Consider the following 21,079-nt stretch of genomic DNA (forward strand, 5'->3'; position numbering starts at 1 on the left):
ACTCATGATTACAAATCCGCTTGAACAGATTATCAACATACAAGAAATAACTATTTAGAAACGAAACATATTGTTCAATTAAAAACTTTAAAAATCAATGAACGTAAAAAGTTTAATCACGCTGTTTGCCTTTGCGGGCTTTGCAGCCAGTTGCTCCAACAGCGACTTTGAAGAATCCGGCACCCGTCCTACCGATGGCCGCGCCGAGATTCAGATCGCCTTTAGCGGAACCGGAGAGAGCCAGGAATACACCCGTGCCATCGCTTCCGAAAGTGAGAACAAGATAGAGCAATTGCACATCTATCTCTTTGCAGCAGCAGCCCAGACGGGCCCTTTCTATTACCTTGAAACATGGACCGAGGGTGCGGACTATAACCCCGCAACCCCCGCCGCCACCAACTTCAAGATTCAAGATGCAGGCACCTCCAAGAAAGGCATCCTCTATCCGAACGAACTCAAGGGCCTACCTTGGATAAAGCTGCTTTGCGTGGCAAACAACGGCGGAACTCCGAAGTTCTATGACGAGGAAGGTACGGAAATTCTGGGTACACTGACGAAAGTAGCGACCGATGCCGCCGGAACCGTCACCACTCCCGGCACCACAGAAGCCGAGTTCAAAGCCGCCTTCACTATGAATGACGCCGATGCCACCCTCATCGAAACCCCGCTCCTGATGACCGGCGAAGGCATCACCAAAATCAGCGGTGTATCTAAGGTGGACATCAGCCTGAAACGCGTAATGACCCGTTTCGACATCGTGAACGACAAGGCGAAGACGAACCTCACCATCGAGGACATCTACATGGTGCAGGGCCGCAAGAGCGCACCGCTATGGGGAGCAACACCCACTACAGTGGAGCCTGCAGACCTGCCAACAAGCGATCTTCTTGCCAAATACGCCAACGTGGACTTCGACCAGATTCCCGGTGCCAACACCGGCGAGACGGCCAGTGCTTTCTATGTCTATCCCAATCTCGCTACGGATCAATCCTACCTCGTGATAAAGGGCACCTACAAAAGCCCCGCCACCGGCAAACAGGAGCCAGTGGAATATCATGTGGACGTGGCTCGCACTCCTGATGGAGCACCAAAAGCGGAGTTCATCAAGCTCCTTGCCAACAATCGCTACAAGCTGAGAATCAGCGACGTCACCAGTTCCAATATCATGGGTACCTTTGAGGTAGTGGATTGGACCAGTGGCGGCGGAATCATAGTAAAGCCCAGCAATGATTCTCCTGTCTTTGTAGCGGCAGAAGCCTTCAGCGGTGCCAATACGCCCACGGAACTGACTGCCCTGAATACCGACGCCTCACCCTACAATTACGAAGTAACAGGTGATGACGGCACAGGCTCGTTCACCATCGAAATAGGTGCCACCGGAAAGGTACGCGCCGAGAAGAGTGCAGTGCAGACCACTACCCGTGCGGAAGCAGATGGCGAGGTTATCACCTCGCAGAGCTGGCTGGTGATAAGCGAACCTGCCTTTGAAGAACGTGACGGTGTGTGGTACACTAAATTCGATATCTCTTATACTGATGCTGTAGGTGTATCTCCCGTAGCCGTACACTTCATTAACGCCGCCGCTTCTTACGACCCGGCTTTGTGGACGACGGTCAACTTCTACGGACAGAAGAGTGTGCCCGTGTTCGCAGCTGCAGCAACAGGTACCGGTTCCAATGGAAATACAATTGACGTGACTGACGGCAAAGCTCCCACTGCTACCATTCACACTTTGCTTAACAGCTATGTGTTGTTTGATGTGACTTGCGTGGAGGGGGTTACTGTAGATGCTACTTCGGCAACCGGATATAAAGCGGAGGAGATTGCCGTGAATGGTTTTGTACATACGTATAAGGTGTCGGTAAGTGATGCGAGCACTGCCACAGGTGGTACTATTGTCTTTAAGAATACAGGTGATGCCGGCAAAACAACGACGCTGACGCTGACTGCCGCCGCGCCAGAAATGACGTTTGAAAAATCGACCGACGACAATAACGCCGCTACATGGGACGAGGGAAATAAAACGTTAAAAATCGACCTCGGTACATTGGCCAATGGCACCTGTACTTTCAAGATAAATGCTCCGGCAGGAGTGACGATTGCCAGTCTGGCTTGCCCGTGGTTGACTATCACGGAATCAAAGGCCTGGGACAACACGGAAAAATTTGCTACGTATACCATTGCCAAAACAAGCTCTATCATCGGTACAGGTGATGTGACACTGAGTTTCGTGAACGGACTGACGCAGGCGGATAAGAATATCAGCGCCCCGGGATTGGATGTGAAATTGCATAAGGAAGCCAGCAAGCCTAAATTCGGTGCGGGTGCTACGACAGATAGCTGGAGTACATTCAATAAAGGACTGGACAGTAACTTCACAAATCCTGCGGCTGCCACCATTACGATGTATAAAGTAGCGGACAGCCAGATTACTGTAAATATGACTTGCGATGAAGCTGCTGAGTTTGATGCGGTTACAGGATTGGAGGTTAAACGGATAGAATCTACCAATGAGTACACCATCAAAGTGGCTAATGTTTCTGAACTGACTGCAAGTACAACTACTGTGACTGCCAAGAATAGTAGTGCTACAGAATGCACCGCTGCGTTGACTATCACTTGGAAAGACCCGGCTATTACGGTGGCATTGACGGATGATGCATCAGGAAATGTGACATCCAGGGAGGAAGGTGGAAATATTGTGTATACGGTAAATGTGGATGCTATATCCACCACACCTTTCATCTTTACTGTAACCGCTCCGGGCGGTGCAAGTGTTGGTTTTGAGACGGCAATCGCAGATGCATTCCTGACGAAAGATGATACTAATGCAGGAGGTAATACAGTTACTGCCGGAACTCCGTCAGCGTATACGCTCAAACTAAATGATAGCAGTAGCGCAACGGATGATATCGAGCTTGTATTTACCAACACTGTAACCGGTGGCGGCAACAAGACGGTGATTCTCAGAAGCAGCAAGAAGTCTGCTCCTTAATGCCGTTTTGCTTAAATGATAATTTAGCGGGCATCCGCCCGCTAAATTATCATTTATATCACAAACTCATATCAAATCATTACCCATAAAAAGAATCATAATGAATATAAAGAATAACCCCTTCCTGCTCGCCGTGGGCTTTTTGCTCGCCGCCAGCACCCTGTTCGTCTCCTGCACCAGCGAGGCGCTTACCGAAGCCCCCGTCGGTCCCGGCGAACCGGACAACGACGCCTCCCGTACGGAGGTGCTGCTCACACTAAAAAACAACCTGACGCTGAAAGCCGCCGTCCCCGCCACCCGTGCCGGAGACGCCATTGCCACGGAAGACGAAAACTACATCAAAACTCTCGACGTCTACGTGTTCGGCTCCCAGCAAGAGGACGGCCCTTACACCTTTCAGGAACTGCACTACTACCGCGACGATGCCAGCCTGACGCACCTCACCGGCATCAAGTCTTTCAGCTTCGACCTCAACGCCGGAACGGAAGCCAACACCACCACCGGACTGCTGAAACTGACCAAAGGCCTGTTCGTGAAGTTCTACTGCATCGCCAACCGCACCCAGCTCTACGGCGTGGATGCCAGCGGAAACCTGCAACCTTACGACTACTTCTCGTCTTTGGTGCAGACTGCCCCGGGACAGCCCGCCAACACAGTAACCCCCGGCGTGCCCACCGAAGCCGATTTCCTGAAACTGCAAACCCAACTCATCGACCCCACGGGTGCAACGGAGAATGACATCTTCGTCACTCCGCTCCCCATGACAGGTGCCTACACCACACCGTTGGACCTGACTGATTTCAGCATTGCCACCCGCGCACAGGTAGGTTTCCGCCTCTCGCGCATGGTAGCCCGCTTCGACATTGTGAATGTTGCCGCAGAATCCCGGTTCACCGTTGAAAGCATCTCCATGAGCAACGGCCGCAGTGCCAGCCGCTTCTTTCCCATTGAGCCGCTGAAAACGAAAGACGAAACGGAGGGTGACCTGATTACTTATCCTGAACGCAAAGTCCTTCCCGACACGCAGCAGAAGCCTACAGATGCCGACCCGAAACTCAACCTCACCGAAGGTGCCTTCTACACCTGGCCCAGCCCTAAGGATGACGGAGGCTACCTGATACTGAAGGGTACGTACGACATCAATATGACGGACTCCGAGCCCGTGAGCTACAAGATTCCGTTCAAGCAGATGGTGAACGGCGTGGGCACTTACATCGAAGTGAATTACAACCATCGCTACACCATCGAAATCACCAAGGCCGACCCGACGCGTCTGGAGGTGAACTTCAAAGTGACGGACTGGGAAGAAGACGTGGATCTGGACGACTATACGCCCGAAAACGACTTCGACCGCAACACGCCGCTGACGCTGGAAGCCGGCAGCGCAGGCGCTTATGTGACGGACAAGGGGCAAGTGTCTCTGATGCCTGCCACCAACAGTACATTCGCTTTCATTATGGGTTCCAATGCTACGCTGCAGTCCGAACTGGTGTTTCAGAATGGTTCGGCAGAGTGGCTCGAACTGGCTTCCGCCCCTGCCACGCGTGCAACCTCGCAGAGCACGAAGTACACGGTGACCACTGTGGACAGTAAACTGACGGATGCCTCGAAACTGCTTCCCGTCATTATCCGGCTGACGAATCCGGCGAGCGGAATGCGCAAGGACATCAAGGTGTTTGCCACTAAAGGGCCTGAAGTGTCTTTGGTAGAAGTGGAAGGTAACAATAGCACCTTTGATGCTGAGACGATGACGGCTACGATTGAGAATACCGTCGGAAGCACTATCAAACTGCATGTGGTTTCAGAAAGTCGTTCGGACGGTGCGGAGCCGCCAGTCATTAATACCGGAAGCACGGCTGCGGTTGAGGACGGGATTACTTGGTTGACAGTCAGTGATGATGTGGAGACTGCCGAAGGTGATTATACATTGACTTTGGGAGCGGTACAAGATCCTTTACCGGCAAGTACTACTGTAACCTTCACCTCAACGGCTTCTACAGCCGTAACTACGATAAAAGTGGTACTGAAAGCTGCGGAGGAGGAGAATCCGGCGTCTTGATAGGCTGCTGAAACAACCGGAGTATCTTGATTCCCTTCTTCCCGTGAGGAGGGAATAGGGGTATTCCGGTCTATAAAAACGTACAGAAATGAGTTAAATGATAATTTAGCGGCGAAGCCGCTAAATTAAGTTACGAGCTACGAGCTACCAGTAACGAGTTGCTGCGCTGTACTCGTGGGTGAATAATAATTCGCCCGGCTATCACGCCGAAAGGTACTTGTCACTTGTCGCTTGTAGCTCGTTACTTATCGCGCAAAGCGCGATAAATTCCCATTTAGCTCATAACCCGTCCGTAACGATCCGAATAATATTCAACCGCCTTTCTGCATAAAATATAAATAAGCATTTAATCAGAATACAATGATAGTAACCGGTACAGAATTATCAAGCCCGTCAGAAGAGTTTCCCGTCATTACCGAGGTATATGACCTTTTGAGTGGCAAACACGATGGAACCATTACCCCATGGGGCCCCATTATAGTGTCCGGCAGCGGATTGGATATGTATGCCCGGGACGCAGTCCGGCTATGCCTTGTTTCCGTGGCTGACAAAAGGCTGGCCATAGAGATCGGGCATATCTATAAATACTCGTATAATAGAATCATAGTGGCTCTGCCTGAACTGGAGCCGGGTGAATATGTACCTGCATTCAAGATTCTGCAAAAGGATGGAAACGCATTGCTGAAAGTCTCTTCAGTGTTGTGGAAAGTCCCCCAGTAAAGGAATCAAATATTGATTCGTATTAATTAATAATTATTTTTTTTAACAATGAACAGAAAAAGAAGACATGCCTTTCAGGCATTAGATGCCGCAGAAGCATCAAAAAAAAGACAACTCGTGACGTAATTGCAGATGGTGTGCGTTGGACGGAGGCCATGCGCGTGGTTCGCGCCGACCATCCGGAGGTCACCATCATTATGCCCGGTGAGAAGATTCAAGTGTATCCGGGTGACGATGTGCGCAAACTGATTACTCCGTATGTAGCCGTCATCCGTCAGGCACTGGATGGCAAGAGGGTAGGTGAGTGGAAAGGTTATACAGCCGACTGCCGCGTGCGCCAAGTGCGCCGTTTGCTCACCCATTACTTCTATTTTCACGAAGGCTGCATCAGTGAAGCCGACTTCAACTTGCTGGTTGAGGATTTGCTATTTGTGCATAAGGCGGGGTGATAGGTGTGTCTTTTATTCCCCCGGAGACGGGGGGAAAATATCGACATAGTCCGCCTGTGTGTCTTGCTCGGAGATGGGACGGTAGAAACGGTTCTGTGCAGTCATGGCAAGGGTGAAGCCGTGGACGAAGAATTCGCCTTTCTGTTTGTCGCGTTGCGAGGCGTACGTCTTCAAGCAGTCGGCGATGTAGTCGAAGTAAGCTTTCCAGTCTCCATCATAGGCAAGTCGGCTGGAGAGTTCGTTCTTCTCGTAACTGCTGAAACTCAGGTCAGCATCATTGTAAGTATTCAGCAGGTAAGTATAGAGTTGCTCCTGAACTACCAGGTTGGGGATGATCAGTTTGGTTTTCCCTTTATGTATTCCACTGATGGTGAGCATACCGAAATAGTAGAGCAGGCTCACGAAGTTGTCCGGATTGGTGATGTCGGAGGCGGGGAAGCCTTCCTTTAGTTCTCCGGTGATGAAGCCTTGGCTCACGAGAGTCTGTATAACGGAAGCATCGTGGGCAAACTCCTTGTCCTTGCGGATGAGCATGCGCAGCTTCTCGTAGTCGATGCGGATGTTGTTCTCTATCATGTTTTCCGGCATTCCGCCATCGTCAATGTAATTCTTAACGAAGTAGAGCACCATGTTGGAGTTGTACATGGTGGTTTCACCGTAGCTTTTCTGTGCAAAGCAGTAATTGTCATACCATGGCTAGTACGAGATAGATGTTACGGTCCGGAGTGGGATGCTGACCGATGTAGAGGTCGCCAAAGAGTGCGTCGAACTTGTCGCGGGTACGTACGTCGTAGTAGTGTTGCAACAGATTCAGTGTGAGACTCTTCCCGAAACGGCGTGGGCGGATAAAGAAAAAGAAACGGTCCGCCTGCTCTATCAGGGGGATGAAACGGGTCTTATCTACATAATAATAATTGTCGAGACGAATGTCTGCGAAGTTCATCATGCCGTAAGGAATGCGTTTCCTGTCGGGTACTATGTATTTCAATGGGTCCATATTCTGTCCTCCTGTTTTTAATCTGTTGTCGTTATTAACGATACAAAGATAAAAAAGTTTTTGTAGGGATGGTGCATTATCTTTGAATTATTCACTATTAAAAATCGCCTATATAACTGCAATGATTTTATTTAGTGATGTTTATATTTATGTTGGTGTAAATATTTGCTTTTACGCTTTGGATGAAGTTTCTTATTTTTGCGCTGTAATACAGAATATGAGTATATTATATGTATTTATTTGAAGTGTAAATAAGTAAACAACTGAACAATGAAAAAGAAAGAAAAATTGATTAAGGTAAACGGTAAGGGAAAACGCATCATCTGTTTGACTCAAACGCATCATCTGTTCTGATAGATATACTTTAGTATATCATTTTCTAATTTAATTATGTTATGTCCATTTGCTGGCACAAGCGTGGCGCAAAGGTACTTGCGTTTCATTGAATATCAGTGGAAAGGGGTGGCGCAAACGGTGTCAGGGATATGGCGCAGAAAAAAGTGTTAATTTGTAGAGTTTATCCGATAATGGAAAATAATTGGTTACGTGTAGGCTACGTCATGGTTTCAAGGGCGTTGCTGATGAGTATGTGTGAAAAGCAGGGTGCGGCGAATGGTGACGAAGAGGCGTTTCTGAGAGTATTGACCCACGTGAATTACAAGACAAAGGTGACGTGGTGTAATGGGGTGGAAGTGACCTGTGCCCGGGGTGAATCCGTTATCTCTTTTATGGGTTGGACGGACATTCTGGGATGGAGGAGAGGACATGTCCGACGCTTCTTTGAACGCTGCATTGCCGAAGGGCTTGTAGAAAAAGTACCGGGCGACTGCCTCAGTCATATTCGCATTCCGGGTTATGATGCCTGGACGGGCAATTCCGGTGAAAAAAAGAGGGAAGAGAAGAAGGTGGATGAAGTCTTTGAACGGTTTATTGATAAGTATGGCCAAGTGACGCACATACGCATGGAGAGCAAGGAGTTGGTTAGGAAGTTGTGGAAAAAACTTTCTACCCGTGAGCGGGAACTTGCCCTTGAGCGCATAGAAGACTACTATTATAGTCTGAGTGATATACGCTATTGCCGGAGTGCCGCCAAATATCTGGATCTCAAGATTTTTAATGAAGATTTTACGAATTGAAAATGAAAAAGAGGTATGGCTGAAATTCTGAATCCCCACGACACCGACCTGGAAGAAGTCGTCCTCGGAGCCTGCCTGCTGGAAACGGCAGGCATGGCGCTCGTGGCCGATAAGCTCCGCGCTGAGATGTTCTACGAACAGAGCAATTGCGAGATATTCTCCGCCCTGCTGGCTATGTACCATACGGGCCGGTCCATTGACATCATCACCGCAAAGAACGAACTTGCCGCCCGTGGCAAACTGGAAGCCGTGGGCGGGCCGTTCCGGCTGACGCAACTGACTTCGCGCGTGGCTTCTTCCGCCCATCTGGAGCAGCATGCCGCCATCCTGCGCGGGATGTACGTGAGGCGCGAGGCTATCATCGGCATGCATCGTCTGCTGGCTGCCGCTTCCGATGAGACGATAGACATATCCGACACGCTGGTAGAACTGCATAACCTTGCCGACCATCTGGAGGGTGAGGCGGCCTTTGCCGATTATCTGCGTGATATGGACCGCCTGATGCTGGATACACTGAAACTGATGGATGTCCGTGTGGCAAACAATGTGGATGGTGTCACGGGCATCCCTACGGGGCTTACCGAGCTGGATCGCCTGACGGCGGGCTGGCAACCGGGGGAGTTGGTTATCATCGCCGCCCGTCCATCGGTGGGCAAGACAGCTTTCGGATTGCATCTGGCACTTACGGCAGCGCTTGCGGGTAAGCATGTGGTGGTCTACAGCCTTGAAATGCAGGGTGAGCAACTGGGCGACCGTTGGATAACGGCTGCCGCCGCCGACATCAATGCAAGCCACATGCGCACGGGACTGATGACTGCCGACGAGCAGCAACAGGCTTTGGAGGCTGCACGCAAGTTGGCACGCCTGTCTGTTTATGTGGATGACAATCCGAAGATGGGAATGGATCATATCCGCTCTTCGGCGCGGCTGCTGAAGGGCAAGGGATTATGTGATGTCCTTATCATCGACTATTTGCAACTTTGCGAGGTAGGTTCCGGACAGAAGAACCGCAACCGCGAACAGGAGGTGGCGGAAGCAAGCCGTAAGGCGAAGATCATGGCGAAGGAACTGAATATACCGGTGATTCTGCTCTGTCAGTTGAACCGTGACTGTGAAGGACGCGGTGATCACCGGCCTGCGCTGAGTGATTTGCGTGAGAGTGGTGCGATAGAGCAGGATGCGGATCTGGTGATGTTGCTGTATCGTCCGGCTGTTTATGGAATACCGACGGAGCGCAAGAGTAAATATCCCTCGGAGGGGCTGGGTGTGATTATTGTAGCGAAAAACCGTAATGGAGAGACGGGGGATGTCTACTTCGGGCATAATGCCAGTATGACGAAGATAGGGGAGTATGTGCCGCCGCTGGAGTGGATGATGAAGAATGCGAAATAGGTATTAAGTATTAATTAGAGTGATGAAAATAATTGTCGTTTGGTGAAGAAATAAATGACGAAATACTTGACTTTGGCTTCTGGATGTCGTATCTTTGTGAAGTGCTTAATAATAGGCATTACAGACTGTTTTTTTAACCTAAACTTTAATTTTAATGGATGTACTCGTAGAACGTTTCCAACGTAGAAAAATCGTGAGTGATAAAGACTCTCCGATGTTGTTTTATCTTCGTCAGAAACCCCGCTCTGCCGGCACGGTGGATATCGACACCCTTGCCGCCAGTATTCAGAAGAATTGTGCTATGGCCAAAGGTGACGTGAAACACGTGATCGAGGCTCTGGTAGAAGAAATTCAAGGGACGCTTGTCAATGGAGACAAGGTGAAACTGAATCAATTCGGGATATTTCACATGACGTTCCGCTGTTCGGGCGTGGAGAAAATGGAGGATTGTAAGGTAAGGAATATCAAACGGGTGCATATCCGTTTCACACCGGACAAAGGATTACGACTGGTGAATGGAACCACAGCGGAAACCCGAAGTTCGGCCAATGTATCCTTTGCCCTGGATAAAAAGGAGGATGAGGACGGTTCCTCTTCCGGCGGCCAGGGAGGTGGCAATTCCGGCGGAGGCGGCGGTCTGGATGAAAACCCGCTGGGGTAAACTTTAATCTAAACTTAATAAGGTATGAAAAAGAAATTGACTTGGGATGCGGTATTGAAGATTGTGATTGCTCTGGCTTCGGCTGTGTTGGGAGCGTTTAGCGCGCATGCGATGACAGGGAAATGATGCCGGGATAATACTTTAAGAAATGAGAAAAATTGATTTAATCGTCATTCATTGCAGCGCCACCCGCGCTGACCGTTGCTATACGGAATATGACTTAACCACAGACCACCTGTGCCGGGGATTCTCCGGTGCAGGTTATCATTATTATATAAGGAAGAACGGAGATATCAAAAATCTTCGCCCGGTTGAAAAAACCGGTTCGCATGTCCGAGGATACAATGCAAATTCAATTGGAATTTGCTATGAAGGCGGGCTGGATGTGAATGGCCGGGCTTCTGATACAAGAACGGATTTACAGAAACATTCTCTTCGTGTATTGGTGATGCTGTTGTTGAGGGATTATCCGGATTCTCGGCTGGTAGGGCATCGTGACCTTAGCCCTGACTTGAACGGCAACGGCGAAATAGAGCCGGAAGAGTGGGTCAAGGAGTGTCCCTGTTTCAATGCTGAGACGATTTTGCAGGAAACGCCTGTCAATCCGGGCTATTTTATATAAAAAATGTTATCAAATGAACAATGTCTGTGTATCATTGTTACTTTTGTAATGATTTCAATTTAATTAAAAAATACGATTATGATTACTGAAAAATTACAAAATGCAATTAACGAGCAGATTACAGCTGAAATGTGGTCGGCTAACATGTATTTGGCTATGTCTTTCTATATGGAGAAAGAAGGATATTGTGGTATGGCACATTGGTTGAAAAAACAGTGGGCGGAAGAGAACGAACATGCCTGTGCATTGGCTGATTACGTAATCAAACGTGGCGGTAAAGCCAAAGTTGATAAGCTGGATGTAGTTCCCAACGATTTCGGTACTCCGCTGGAAGTATTTGAACAGGTGTATAAACACGAGTGCCGTGTATCCGAAATGATCGACAAGTTGGTGGATGTGGCTGCCACCGAAAAAGATAAAGCAACGCAGGACTTCCTGTGGGGATTTGTACGCGAACAGGTAGAAGAAGAGGCAACCGCTGCAGGCATCGTTGATATGATTAAGAAAGCCGGTGCAACAGGCGTTTTCTTTGTAGATGTGAAATTGGGCGAACGTTAATAGTCTTTTTGATATAGAATTGCCAAGCAGGGAAGCTGTCTGAAAAAAATCAGACAGCTTCTTTTTTTGTTTTCTTGGGATTATACATATTTTGTTCTACCTTTGTTCTACTTATGGATCAGATAGTTGAATAATGAAACACACATTTCTGTCTATATATGCATGGTTTTTTCTGCTTTTTTTCGTTTTGAACAGCTGTTCGGACCGGGAAGAACGGCGGATTTTAATCGTGCATTCTTATGAGGAAAGCTATGTCGGCTATCCTGATTTCAATCGCTTGGTAGATAAAGAATTCAGAAGAAACAGGGTGGATGCGGATATTCGTATCGTATATCTGGATTGTGAGGCTTTCCAGGAAGAACCGGAGTTGAAGTATATGTATCATTTGCTCGATTCGGTTTCCGACGGTTGGGAACCTGAAGTAATTCTGGTAAATGATGATCAGGCTGCCTATTCACTGTTCAAATGTTACCATCCTTTAGTGAAAGAAATTCCGGTGGTTTTTGGTGGAGTGAATTATCCTAATTGGGAATTATTGAAAGAGTATCCTAATGTGACGGGCTTTCATGACCGGATAGATCTGATGAAGAATATACGCCTGGGAGCAAAATTATTTGGTGAAGATGTGGAGTTGTTTACAGTACTTGATTCTACGTATATTGACCGGCAGATACGGGCAGATATAGAAAATCAACTGAAAGATGAAAAAGTGACCTGTATGGTCGGCTATTCGGGAACTCCCCGTGAAAAGAGGCTGCATTATCCCCATAAAGAGGGATATGCCCGTTTTTCCAGTCTGTCGGTACGAATTGGACAGAAACAGGAAACTGCCAACTTTATCTGGACTCTGAGTAAGTATTCCACAGGTATGTGCTACCTCCAGATGAAACGCGACTATACATCGGTTAATATTGGTAATATATGTGCAAGCCCCAGTCTTACTGCAATTAATGAGGCATTCGGCTATAACGAAAAATTGCTTGGTGGATATATCACGACATTCCCGATCCTGGCGGAAGAAGAAGTGAGTGCTGCCATACGTATTTTGCATGGTGAGAAGCCTTCGGATATACCCGTCAGGGAGAGCCGTAAGAAATATGTGGTGGATTGGAACGTGATGCAGCAACGGGGTATTTCCAAGGAGAGTATTCCGGCGGAATGTACGATTATAAATATTCCTTTCCGGGAAGAATATCCGGTAGCATGGGGAACCGGTGTTGTGGTGATTGTCATTTTACTGTCTACGTTATTTGTCTGGCTCTTCTTCCTTTATCGTCGCGAACAAGGGCGGAAGAGACGTGCTCTTTATGAGCTGGAAAGTGAAAAGGAAACATTGGCGTTGGCTATTGAAGGTAGCGACACCTTTGCCTGGAAACTGGAAAATGATCATTTTGTATTTGAAAAGAAATTCTGGACATCACAGAAAATAGTGTCTAAATCGCTTAGTTTTGAGGAGCTCCTATCGTTTATGCATCCCGATCATTGGGATGAAGTGAGGGGATATTGGAAAAATATTTCTAAGGCAGGCAAAGTGGTCTCTCAGGTGCGTTGTGATTTTAATGAAAAAGGTTATCAATGGTGGGAGTTTCGTTATAAAACGATACTGCTTCCCGGTGGAGGATATATGGCCGCCGGTCTGTTGCTGAATATACAGGCGGTAAAAGACCGTGAACGGGAATTGGAAGAAGCCCGGCAACTGGCTGAAAAGGCTGAATTAAAGCAGTCTTTCCTGGCAAATATGAGTCATGAGATTCGTACGCCGCTGAATGCGATTGTAGGCTTCTCCAATATATTGGCGCTTGATGATGATGTGAGTCCGGAGGAACGTTTGGAATACATCGGCAGTATTAATAAAAACAGTGATTTATTGTTGAAACTAATCAATGATATTCTGGAGCTTTCGCGCATCGAGTCCGGATATATGTCATTTGAATACGAGAAGTGTTTCGTTTCAGAATTGATTGACAGTATTTATATGACTCATCAGATGCTGATTCCCGAACAATTAGAATTTATCAAAGAGTTGGATGCGGTGCAAGTGGAAGTGATGGTTGATAAGGGGCGCTTGACACAGGTGGTCACTAATTTCCTGAATAATGCTTCTAAGTTTACTAAAACCGGATATATCAAGTTGGGATACCGTTATCTTTCTGAATCGGACCGAGTGGCTATCTACGTGGAAGATACCGGAAGAGGCATTGAACTCTCAGAACAGAAAATGATCTTTAGCCGCTTCTATAAACAGGATGAGTTTTCGCAAGGAGCCGGCTTGGGACTTTCCATCTGTCAGGTGATTGTAGAAAAATTGCGGGGCAAAATCGAACTGTGGTCGGAACCGAGGAAAGGAAGCCGATTTACGGTGGTGCTGCCGGTGGTTAGTGATTAACGATAAGTGATAAGTGATTGTCAAACGCTAATCACTTATCACGTATCTACTAATCGCTTATCTCAACACTCCAAGCTCTTTTCCTACCTTGATGAATGCATCTATACACTTGTCCAGATGTTCTCTTTCGTGTCCGGCGGAGATTTGTACACGGATGCGTGCCTGATCTTTCGGAACTACGGGATAATAGAATCCGGTGACGTAAATGCCTTCTTCTTGCATACGGGCGGCGTAAATCTGAGAAAGTTTGGCATCATACAACATCACGGCACAGATGGCACTTTGTGTAGGCTTGATGTCAAATCCGGCGGCAGTCATTTTCTCGCGGAAGTAATTAACGTTTTCTACTAATTTGTCATGCAGGGCATTGCTTTCTTTCAGCATATTGAAGACTTCGATACTTGCACCAACCACGGCAGGAGCAACAGAATTGGAGAACAGATACGGGCGACTGCGTTGACGCAGCAGGTCGATAATTTCTTTGCGTCCGGTGGTGAATCCGCCCATGGCTCCGCCAAAAGCCTTGCCCAGTGTACCGGTGTAAATATCCACACGTCCGTAAGTTTTGAATAGCTCGCTCACACCGTGGCCTGTAGGACCTACTACACCGGCAGAGTGAGATTCGTCTACCATGACCAGAGCGTCATACTTTTCTGCTAGATCACAGATTTGATCCATCGGAGCTACATTGCCGTCCATGGAGAATACACCGTCTGTTACAACAATGCGGAAACGCTGGGCCTGTGCTTCTTGCAGGCACTTCTCCAGTTCGGCCATGTCGGCATTGGCATAGCGGTAACGTTTGGCCTTGCACAGGCGTACACCGTCAATGATGGAGGCGTGGTTCAGGGAATCGGAGATGATAGCATCTTCCTCGCTGAATAGAGGTTCGAACACTCCGCCGTTGGCATCGAAACAAGCAGCATAGAGGATGGTGTCTTCGGTTTTGAAATAGTCGGAGATAGCAGCTTCCAGTTCTTTGTGGATGTCTTGTGTTCCGCAGATGAAACGTACGGAAGACATGCCGTAGCCACGGTGATCCATCATCTTTTGGGCAGCGGCAATCAGTCGCGGATGGTTGGACAAACCCAGGTAATTGTTAGCGCAGAAGTTCAGCGCTTCCTTCCCCTTTACGGTGATGGCGGCTTGTTGCGCACTCTCGATCAGGCGTTCTTCTTTGTAGAGTCCGGCCTCTTTGATTTCAGCAAGCGTATTGCTGAGGTGTTCTTTCATTTTCCCGTACATAGCTTTATAAATTAAAAGTTTATCATCTTATTACTAAACGATACAAAGGACACGATTTTTCTTCAAATAAACAATAGCAAAATGATAGAATAATGAAAAAAAAGTATGTATATTTGCACGTCTCTAAGGATGGAGCACCTTATAAATAAGTCGTATGAAGAATATTTTGGTAATTGGAGCAACCGGACAGATAGGTTCGGAACTCACATTGGAATTGCGTAAACGTTATGGAGATGACCATGTTATAGCCGGATACATTCCGAGTGCTATGCCTAAAGGAGAATTGAAAGCATCGGGGCCTTCTGCTATTGCCGACGTAACCGACCGTCAGTCTATTGAAGTGGTGGCGCGCCAATTCAAGATTGATACGATTTATAATCTGGCAGCTTTGCTCTCGGTGGTTGCCGAAAGCCGCCCGGCCATGGCTTGGAAAATTGGTATAGACGGATTATGGAATGTGCTGGAAGTGGCGCGTGAATATGGCTGCGCAGTGTTTACTCCGAGTTCTATCGGTTCGTTTGGAGAAGCTACACCTCATGTGAAGACACCGCAAGATACGATTCAGCGTCCTCGTACGATGTATGGTGTAACCAAGGTAACTACTGAATTGTTGAGCGATTATTATTATACTAAATATGGAGTAGATACCCGTGCGGTTCGTTTTCCGGGCATCATTTCCAATGTAACTCCTCCGGGAGGGGGGACTACAGACTATGCGGTCGATATTTTTTACTCCGCAGTGAAAGGTGAAAAGTTCGTATGTCCTTTGAAACCAGGTACTTATATGGATATGATGTATATGCCTGATGCGCTGAATGCAGCCATTTCGTTGATGGAAGCAATTCCAACACGTCTGAAGCATCGGAACGCTTTCAATATCGCTGCCATGAGTTTTGATCCGGAGGAAATTTGCCGGGAGATAAAAAAGCATGTACCCGATTTTGAAATGGTATATGAGATTGACCCATTGAAGCAATCCATTGCCGACAGTTGGCCCGACAGCTTGGATGACAGTTGTGCTCGTGAAGAGTGGGATTGGAAACCGCAATATGATTTAGAATCCATGACAGTGGACATGCTTGAGAAGTTAAGAGCTAAACTAAATAAGTGACCTTCAGGGGCCGGTAAAGAATGAGAAAAATAGGATTGGGGTTCTTACTTCTCGTTTTCTTGGTGTCGTGCGGCAACAAGAAGACGAAGATGGATCCTTTTGCGACAATCACCAATTTGGTGGATTCAGCTGTACACAAAGCTGATACTGTACCACAGGCTGAAGTTGATAATGACCCTAAGCCAATAGAAGCGGATGAATCGTTTGATGATTTCGTCTATAGTTACGCTTCGGATGATGCTCTGCAACGGCAGCGGACTAAGTTTCCATTGCCTTTTTACAACGTTGATAAGCCTTCTAAAATAGAGAGGGGGGAGTGGGAACATGATTATCTGTTTACCCAGCAGAGCTATTACACATTGCTCTTCGATGATGAAGATGACTTGGAATTGGTGGGAGATACTGCCTTGACATCCGTACAGGTGGAGTGGATTTTGCTGGAAAACCGTATGGTGAAGAAATACTATTTCGAACGTACCAAGGGCGTCTGGATGCTGGAAGCTATTAATCTCCGGCAGATAGAGCAGGGGGAGAATGAAGACTTCGTTGCGTTTTATTTACGTTTTGTGACTGATAGTGTTTATCAGAGCCGGCATATTCGCGAACCTTTAGAGTATATCACGATAGATCCGGATGATGAATTCTCTATTCTGGAGACTACACTCGACTTGAATCAGTGGTATGCTTTCCGTCCGGTATTGCCTGTAGACAAACTGTCCAATATCAATTACGGACAAAAGAACAGCGATTACTCTAATACGAAAATCCTGAAAGTAAATGGGATTGGAAACGGATATACCAATATTTTCTATTTCCGCAGACATCGCGGAGAGTGGGAGTTATATAAATATGAGGATACGAGTATTTAGGAAATTACGAATTACAAATGACGAATGATGGAGCATGAGATGAGAAAAATACCCAATACATTCGGACTTGATGTAGAAGCTGCCGTGTTTTTGGAATACAGCTCAGTAGAAGAATTGGAGAAGTTGATTGCCGCCGGACGCATCACTTCTCCTTATCTGCATATTGGCGGAGGGAGCAATCTGCTGTTTACCGGAAATTATGAGGGGGTGATATTGCATTCGCGCATTGGCGGCATTGAAGTAACGGCTGAAGATGAAGAAAAGGTTTCGGTGCGTGTAGGTGCCGGTGTGGTGTGGGATGATTTCGTGGGCTATTGTGCGGATCGGGGTTGGTATGGAGTTGAAAACCTGTCTCTTATTCCCGGGGAGGTGGGGGCTTCGGCTGTACAGAATATTGGTGCTTATGGCGTGGAAGTGAAAGATCTGATTTCTTTCGTAGAAACGGTGAACATACAGGGCGTGAAGCATGTTTACCAAACGGATGAATGTGATTATTCATACCGGAGCAGTGCTTTTAAACGGCCGGAAATGAAGCAGGTGTTTGTCACGCATGTTGGTTTCTCTTTGAGTAAGAAAGAGTCTTATACATTGGACTATGGTACTATTCGTCAGGAACTTGAGAAATACCCGAAAGTTGACTTGAAGACATTACGACAGGTTATTATCGACATTCGTGAAAGTAAATTGCCTGATCCGAAAGTACTGGGTAATGCCGGAAGCTTCTTTATGAATCCTGTCGTTACGCGTGAAGTTTTTGAAGCTTTACGGGAACAATATCCTCAGATGCCTTTTTATGAAATGAGTGCTGGCCGGATAAAAATTCCTGCCGGTTGGATGATAGACCAGTGTGGCTGGAAGGGGAAATCGCTGGGACCTGCCGCCGTGCATGATAAGCAGGCATTGGTGTTGGTAAACCGGGGTGGGGCAACGGGCGCTGATATCGTAGCTCTCTCGGATGCTGTAAGGGCGTCAGTTCGCGATAAGTTTGGCATTGACATACATCCCGAAGTGAATTTTATTTGAAGTAATCATGATTATCAGAGGTCGCTTTTGAATGAACTGATGATTGATAATTAATATGTAATTAAAGTGAAACTAAGAATATTAGGAAGCGGAACATCGACAGGAGTGCCTGAAATAGGTTGTAAGTGCGAAGTTTGCACTTCTGCCGATCCGCGTGATAACCGCTTGCGTGCGTCTTCTTTGTTGCATACGGATGACGCGGTGATACTGATTGATTGCGGACCGGATTTCCGGGAACAGATGTTGAGGGTAGCCTCATTTGAAAAAATAGATGGAGTACTGATTACTCATGAGCACTATGACCATGTGGGAGGACTGGATGATCTTCGTCCTTTCTGCCGTTTCGGCGAGATTCCCATATATTCCGATGACTATACGGCAACTCACTTGCGTGCGCGAATGCCCTATTGTTTTTTGGAACATAAATATCCCGGTGTACCTCAGATTTTCTTGCAAGAAGTGGAACCGGGAAAAAACTTCTTTATCAATCATACGGAGATTATTCCTTTTCAGGTGATGCACGGGCGTCTGCCTATTCTGGGGTATCGTATAGGTAAGCGTTTGGCCTATATTACAGATATGCTGACCATGCCTGAAGAGTCCTATGAACAATTGCAAGACTTGGACGTTCTGGTTGTGAATGCCTTGCGTGTCAAGCCGCATCCTACGCATCAGAGTATTTCCGAGGCATTGGAGACGGCGAAGCGCATCGGTGCGCGCGAAACTTATTTTATTCACATGAGTCATCATGCCGGATTGCATGTCGAACTTGAAAAGCAGCTTCCTCCTGATGTGCATCTGACTTTTGATGGAATGGAAATAGAGTTTTAAAGGCAGGCATTCTAAAACTTTTTTTATATCTACTAAAGTTTTTGAAACATTTGTTTTGTTTTATTAGTAGAAATACTTATTTTTGCCGAAACTTGATGCCTGAAAAACCATGAAGTTACGCCTTATCATAAGAATTGCCATGATTGTGTCCATAGTGTTGCTATGTACGGGGTTCGGGGTGTATTCATTCTTTAGGCTGAATGAGGTGGAGAGTCAGAAAGATTTTAATCTCTATACTCTAGTGCCTCAAAGCGCAATAGCTGTGCTGGAAACAGACCGTATGGCAGAACTGGTGGATGATATCAACCAGTTGAGTTGCAGCAAAGATAATCACTTCCTTTATGCTTCCGAACTTTTTGTTTATCTGAAAAACTATCTGCATACTTTGCTTGAGGATACTCCGCACGGACTTAGTAAGCAGATGAACAAAATGCTTATCAGTTTTCATGAGCCGGATACACCATTGAACCAAGTGTTGTATTGCAGTCTGGGATCAGGTGATTATGAGTTGGTGGAGTCATTCATCAGGAAATATTGTTCCAGTTCATTCCCTTCTAAATTCTTTGATTACAGAGGTGAGGAGATCAGTATTTATCCTATGCCTGACGGACGTTTCCTTTCAGCGTATTTCACATCGGACTTCCTGGCGATCAGCTTTCAGAAGCGATTGATAGAACAGGTGATTGACGCGCGGCTCTCCAAAAAGTCGTTGATAGACATGCCTTCATTCAAACTGATGCATGCCGGGAAGAATGCGAACGTGGAAGCTACGGTGTATGTGCGCATTAAATCGGTGGAGATGGGTAAAAATACAGATGGTATTCGTTCGCAGACCTATTTGGGAAGTTGGGCGGAATTTGATTTGAAGCTGAATGAGAATGCTATTTATTGTTCGGGGATTAGTCACGGATCGGACACTACACATACTTTTATAAATGCTTTGCGTCGCCAGCAGCCAGTAGAGGGGCTTCCGGGAGAACGGCTTCCACTTTCTACTTTCTTTTATGATTGCTGGGCCATTTCGGACATGGATGCCATGTGCAACTTTACGGCGGAACAGGAATATGCCAAGGCAACTTATTCCGATTATATTAAAGAAAGAGATGAAGAATGGATGGATTTCTTGAAAATGTATGCAGGAGATCAGGTGATATCCTGTCTCTTTCAGTCGAAAGATACAGGAAATGAGATTCCTTGTGCGGTGATGAGTGTTCCGGTGAAGAATGTGTTGCAGGCTGAACGCCGCTTGCAGTCATTGCTTTATACTTCTCCGAAGGAAGTGGATGCGCCTCCTGTTCCGCAGGCATACCCTGACTATCGTCTTTATCCAAAGGCGAAAGGATATCGTTATTATATATTGCCTCGTAATACCCTGCTGACTCAATTGACAGGCATCACAGAGTCTGCCCTTTATACGTATGTGTGTTTTTATCGCGGGCATCTGCTGATGGCACCGGATGTTGTCAGTCTTACGGCTTATATAGATGCCATGGAGAATGAGGAAGTATTGGATGATATTCCGTTGTATGAAGAGGGGATCGGGAGTCTTTCACCCACATATAGTTTTGTAATGATGGTGGATATGGAAAAGATGGTGGAGCAACCGGAAACTTATGTGCGTCTGATACCGAACTTTTTCTTTCGCCAGGCAAAGTTCTTCCGGCATTTCGTGCTTTCAATACAATTCACTTGTGTGGAGGAGGTGGTATATCCGAATCTGGTGTTTTTATACAAAGGAGATAAAATATAAGATTTAGTAATCATTAAAAAATAACTTGGTACATAAATGATAATTTAGCGGCGTGATTTTAATTTTTCAGACGCAGATAACGCGGATTTTAAAAGCTGCGCTATCATTCCGAATGGAAAAAAGAATCCGCGTCATCCGCGTTATCTGCGTCTGAAAAATGGTTTATATGCCGCAGGGAACCAACGGTCAGCGAAGCTAAACCTTACTGGGGCACTACGCCGCTAATTATCATTTATGTACCAAGTTATTTTTTAAGCGTTACTTAACACAAAAAA

17 protein-coding genes and 1 pseudogene are annotated in these 21,079 nt (G+C 46.8%); 16 read left to right on the top strand and 2 right to left on the bottom strand.

Going from position 1 to position 21,079, the window contains the following annotated elements; all coding sequences use genetic code 11:
* The first annotated feature begins 97 nt into the window (after nucleotides 1-97).
* The 4 genes from BN161_RS23015 (at nucleotide 98) to BN161_RS23030 (ending at nucleotide 6,223) form a co-directional block, all read left to right on the top strand.
* On the top strand, nucleotides 98-2,995 hold the full coding sequence (locus tag BN161_RS23015; protein ID WP_044270627.1) for a hypothetical protein: 2,898 nt from the start codon (nucleotides 98-100) through the stop codon (nucleotides 2,993-2,995).
* A 133-nt stretch (nucleotides 2,996-3,128) separates the two neighbouring features.
* Nucleotides 3,129-5,054 (top strand): fimbrial protein, encoded by a 1,926-nt coding sequence (locus tag BN161_RS23020; protein ID WP_167332570.1) that lies wholly within the window; start codon nucleotides 3,129-3,131, stop codon nucleotides 5,052-5,054.
* A 360-nt stretch (nucleotides 5,055-5,414) separates the two neighbouring features.
* Nucleotides 5,415-5,774 carry a DUF4469 domain-containing protein gene (locus BN161_RS23025; protein ID WP_044270632.1) on the top strand — a complete coding sequence of 120 codons (360 nt, stop codon included), beginning with the start codon at nucleotides 5,415-5,417 and terminating at the stop codon, nucleotides 5,772-5,774.
* 137 nt (nucleotides 5,775-5,911) lie between these two features.
* A complete protein-coding gene (locus tag BN161_RS23030) occupies nucleotides 5,912-6,223 on the top strand; it encodes a hypothetical protein (RefSeq protein ID WP_244436600.1) in 312 nt (103 codons plus the stop codon).
* A 33-nt stretch (nucleotides 6,224-6,256) separates the two neighbouring features.
* Here BN161_RS23030 and BN161_RS29270 read toward each other — a convergent pair.
* A pseudogene (locus BN161_RS29270) lies at nucleotides 6,257-7,220 on the bottom strand (AAA family ATPase); the annotation flags it as partial.
* 485 nt (nucleotides 7,221-7,705) lie between these two features.
* On the opposite strand from BN161_RS29270, the gene BN161_RS23040 reads away from it, so the two are divergent.
* From BN161_RS23040 to BN161_RS23065, 7 genes are all read left to right on the top strand, one after another.
* The gene (locus BN161_RS23040; protein ID WP_244436601.1) at nucleotides 7,706-8,356 is read left to right on the top strand and encodes a hypothetical protein; all 651 of its coding nucleotides are present in this window, start codon (nucleotides 7,706-7,708) and stop codon (nucleotides 8,354-8,356) included.
* A gap of 15 nt (nucleotides 8,357-8,371) precedes the next feature.
* The gene (gene dnaB, locus BN161_RS23045) at nucleotides 8,372-9,748 is read left to right on the top strand and encodes a replicative DNA helicase (RefSeq protein ID WP_044270637.1); all 1,377 of its coding nucleotides are present in this window, start codon (nucleotides 8,372-8,374) and stop codon (nucleotides 9,746-9,748) included.
* A gap of 154 nt (nucleotides 9,749-9,902) precedes the next feature.
* The gene (locus BN161_RS23050; RefSeq protein WP_044270639.1) at nucleotides 9,903-10,409 is read left to right on the top strand and encodes an HU family DNA-binding protein; all 507 of its coding nucleotides are present in this window, start codon (nucleotides 9,903-9,905) and stop codon (nucleotides 10,407-10,409) included.
* A gap of 24 nt (nucleotides 10,410-10,433) precedes the next feature.
* Nucleotides 10,434-10,535 carry a smalltalk protein gene (locus tag BN161_RS29985; RefSeq protein WP_167332571.1) on the top strand — a complete coding sequence of 34 codons (102 nt, stop codon included), beginning with the start codon at nucleotides 10,434-10,436 and terminating at the stop codon, nucleotides 10,533-10,535.
* A gap of 22 nt (nucleotides 10,536-10,557) precedes the next feature.
* The gene (locus BN161_RS23055; protein ID WP_044270641.1) at nucleotides 10,558-11,031 is read left to right on the top strand and encodes an N-acetylmuramoyl-L-alanine amidase; all 474 of its coding nucleotides are present in this window, start codon (nucleotides 10,558-10,560) and stop codon (nucleotides 11,029-11,031) included.
* 78 nt (nucleotides 11,032-11,109) lie between these two features.
* Nucleotides 11,110-11,589 carry a ferritin gene (locus BN161_RS23060; protein ID WP_044270643.1) on the top strand — a complete coding sequence of 160 codons (480 nt, stop codon included), beginning with the start codon at nucleotides 11,110-11,112 and terminating at the stop codon, nucleotides 11,587-11,589.
* A gap of 133 nt (nucleotides 11,590-11,722) precedes the next feature.
* Nucleotides 11,723-13,975 carry an ATP-binding protein gene (locus BN161_RS23065; RefSeq protein ID WP_044270645.1) on the top strand — a complete coding sequence of 751 codons (2,253 nt, stop codon included), beginning with the start codon at nucleotides 11,723-11,725 and terminating at the stop codon, nucleotides 13,973-13,975.
* 57 nt (nucleotides 13,976-14,032) lie between these two features.
* Here the strand turns inward: BN161_RS23065 and kbl are convergent, their stop codons facing one another.
* Nucleotides 14,033-15,220: a glycine C-acetyltransferase gene (gene kbl, locus BN161_RS23070; RefSeq protein WP_044270647.1), complete on the bottom strand. Its 1,188-nt coding sequence runs from the start codon at nucleotides 15,218-15,220 to the stop codon at nucleotides 14,033-14,035.
* Nucleotides 15,221-15,374: 154 nt separating this feature from the next.
* On the opposite strand from kbl, the gene BN161_RS23075 reads away from it, so the two are divergent.
* From BN161_RS23075 to BN161_RS23095, 5 genes are all read left to right on the top strand, one after another.
* Complete coding sequence (locus BN161_RS23075) at nucleotides 15,375-16,331, top strand: NAD-dependent epimerase/dehydratase family protein (RefSeq protein ID WP_007209741.1); 957 nt, start codon at nucleotides 15,375-15,377, stop codon at nucleotides 16,329-16,331.
* 20 nt (nucleotides 16,332-16,351) lie between these two features.
* Nucleotides 16,352-17,200 (top strand): DUF4348 domain-containing protein, encoded by an 849-nt coding sequence (locus tag BN161_RS23080; RefSeq protein ID WP_044270649.1) that lies wholly within the window; start codon nucleotides 16,352-16,354, stop codon nucleotides 17,198-17,200.
* 39 nt (nucleotides 17,201-17,239) lie between these two features.
* Nucleotides 17,240-18,223, top strand: a complete 984-nt coding sequence (gene murB, locus BN161_RS23085; RefSeq protein ID WP_209441925.1) for a UDP-N-acetylmuramate dehydrogenase — start codon at nucleotides 17,240-17,242, stop codon at nucleotides 18,221-18,223.
* 66 nt (nucleotides 18,224-18,289) lie between these two features.
* Nucleotides 18,290-19,054: an MBL fold metallo-hydrolase gene (locus tag BN161_RS23090; protein WP_029328894.1), complete on the top strand. Its 765-nt coding sequence runs from the start codon at nucleotides 18,290-18,292 to the stop codon at nucleotides 19,052-19,054.
* A gap of 109 nt (nucleotides 19,055-19,163) precedes the next feature.
* Complete coding sequence (locus BN161_RS23095; RefSeq protein WP_044270651.1) at nucleotides 19,164-20,804, top strand: hypothetical protein; 1,641 nt, start codon at nucleotides 19,164-19,166, stop codon at nucleotides 20,802-20,804.
* Nucleotides 20,805-21,079: the final 275 nt, after the last annotated feature.

The organism is Bacteroides timonensis (genome assembly GCF_000513195.1).
GTDB lineage: Bacteria > Bacteroidota > Bacteroidia > Bacteroidales > Bacteroidaceae > Bacteroides > Bacteroides timonensis.

Excerpts from the sequence above, each read along its gene's own strand:
- BN161_RS23015 (WP_044270627.1), top strand. The coding sequence starts at position 98 with ATGAACGTAAAAAGTTTAATCACGCTGTTTGCCTTTGCGGGCTTTGCA.
- BN161_RS23025 (WP_044270632.1), top strand. The coding sequence starts at position 5,415 with ATGATAGTAACCGGTACAGAATTATCAAGCCCGTCAGAAGAGTTTCCC.
- BN161_RS23040 (WP_244436601.1), top strand. The coding sequence starts at position 7,706 with ATGGCGCAGAAAAAAGTGTTAATTTGTAGAGTTTATCCGATAATGGAA.
- dnaB (WP_044270637.1), top strand. The coding sequence starts at position 8,372 with ATGGCTGAAATTCTGAATCCCCACGACACCGACCTGGAAGAAGTCGTC.
- BN161_RS23050 (WP_044270639.1), top strand. The coding sequence starts at position 9,903 with ATGGATGTACTCGTAGAACGTTTCCAACGTAGAAAAATCGTGAGTGAT.
- BN161_RS29985 (WP_167332571.1), top strand. The coding sequence starts at position 10,434 with ATGAAAAAGAAATTGACTTGGGATGCGGTATTGAAGATTGTGATTGCT.
- BN161_RS23055 (WP_044270641.1), top strand. The coding sequence starts at position 10,558 with ATGAGAAAAATTGATTTAATCGTCATTCATTGCAGCGCCACCCGCGCT.
- BN161_RS23060 (WP_044270643.1), top strand. The coding sequence starts at position 11,110 with ATGATTACTGAAAAATTACAAAATGCAATTAACGAGCAGATTACAGCT.
- BN161_RS23065 (WP_044270645.1), top strand. The coding sequence starts at position 11,723 with ATGAAACACACATTTCTGTCTATATATGCATGGTTTTTTCTGCTTTTT.
- kbl (WP_044270647.1), bottom strand. The coding sequence starts at position 15,220 with ATGTACGGGAAAATGAAAGAACACCTCAGCAATACGCTTGCTGAAATC.
- BN161_RS23075 (WP_007209741.1), top strand. The coding sequence starts at position 15,375 with ATGAAGAATATTTTGGTAATTGGAGCAACCGGACAGATAGGTTCGGAA.
- BN161_RS23080 (WP_044270649.1), top strand. The coding sequence starts at position 16,352 with ATGAGAAAAATAGGATTGGGGTTCTTACTTCTCGTTTTCTTGGTGTCG.
- murB (WP_209441925.1), top strand. The coding sequence starts at position 17,240 with ATGAGAAAAATACCCAATACATTCGGACTTGATGTAGAAGCTGCCGTG.
- BN161_RS23095 (WP_044270651.1), top strand. The coding sequence starts at position 19,164 with ATGAAGTTACGCCTTATCATAAGAATTGCCATGATTGTGTCCATAGTG.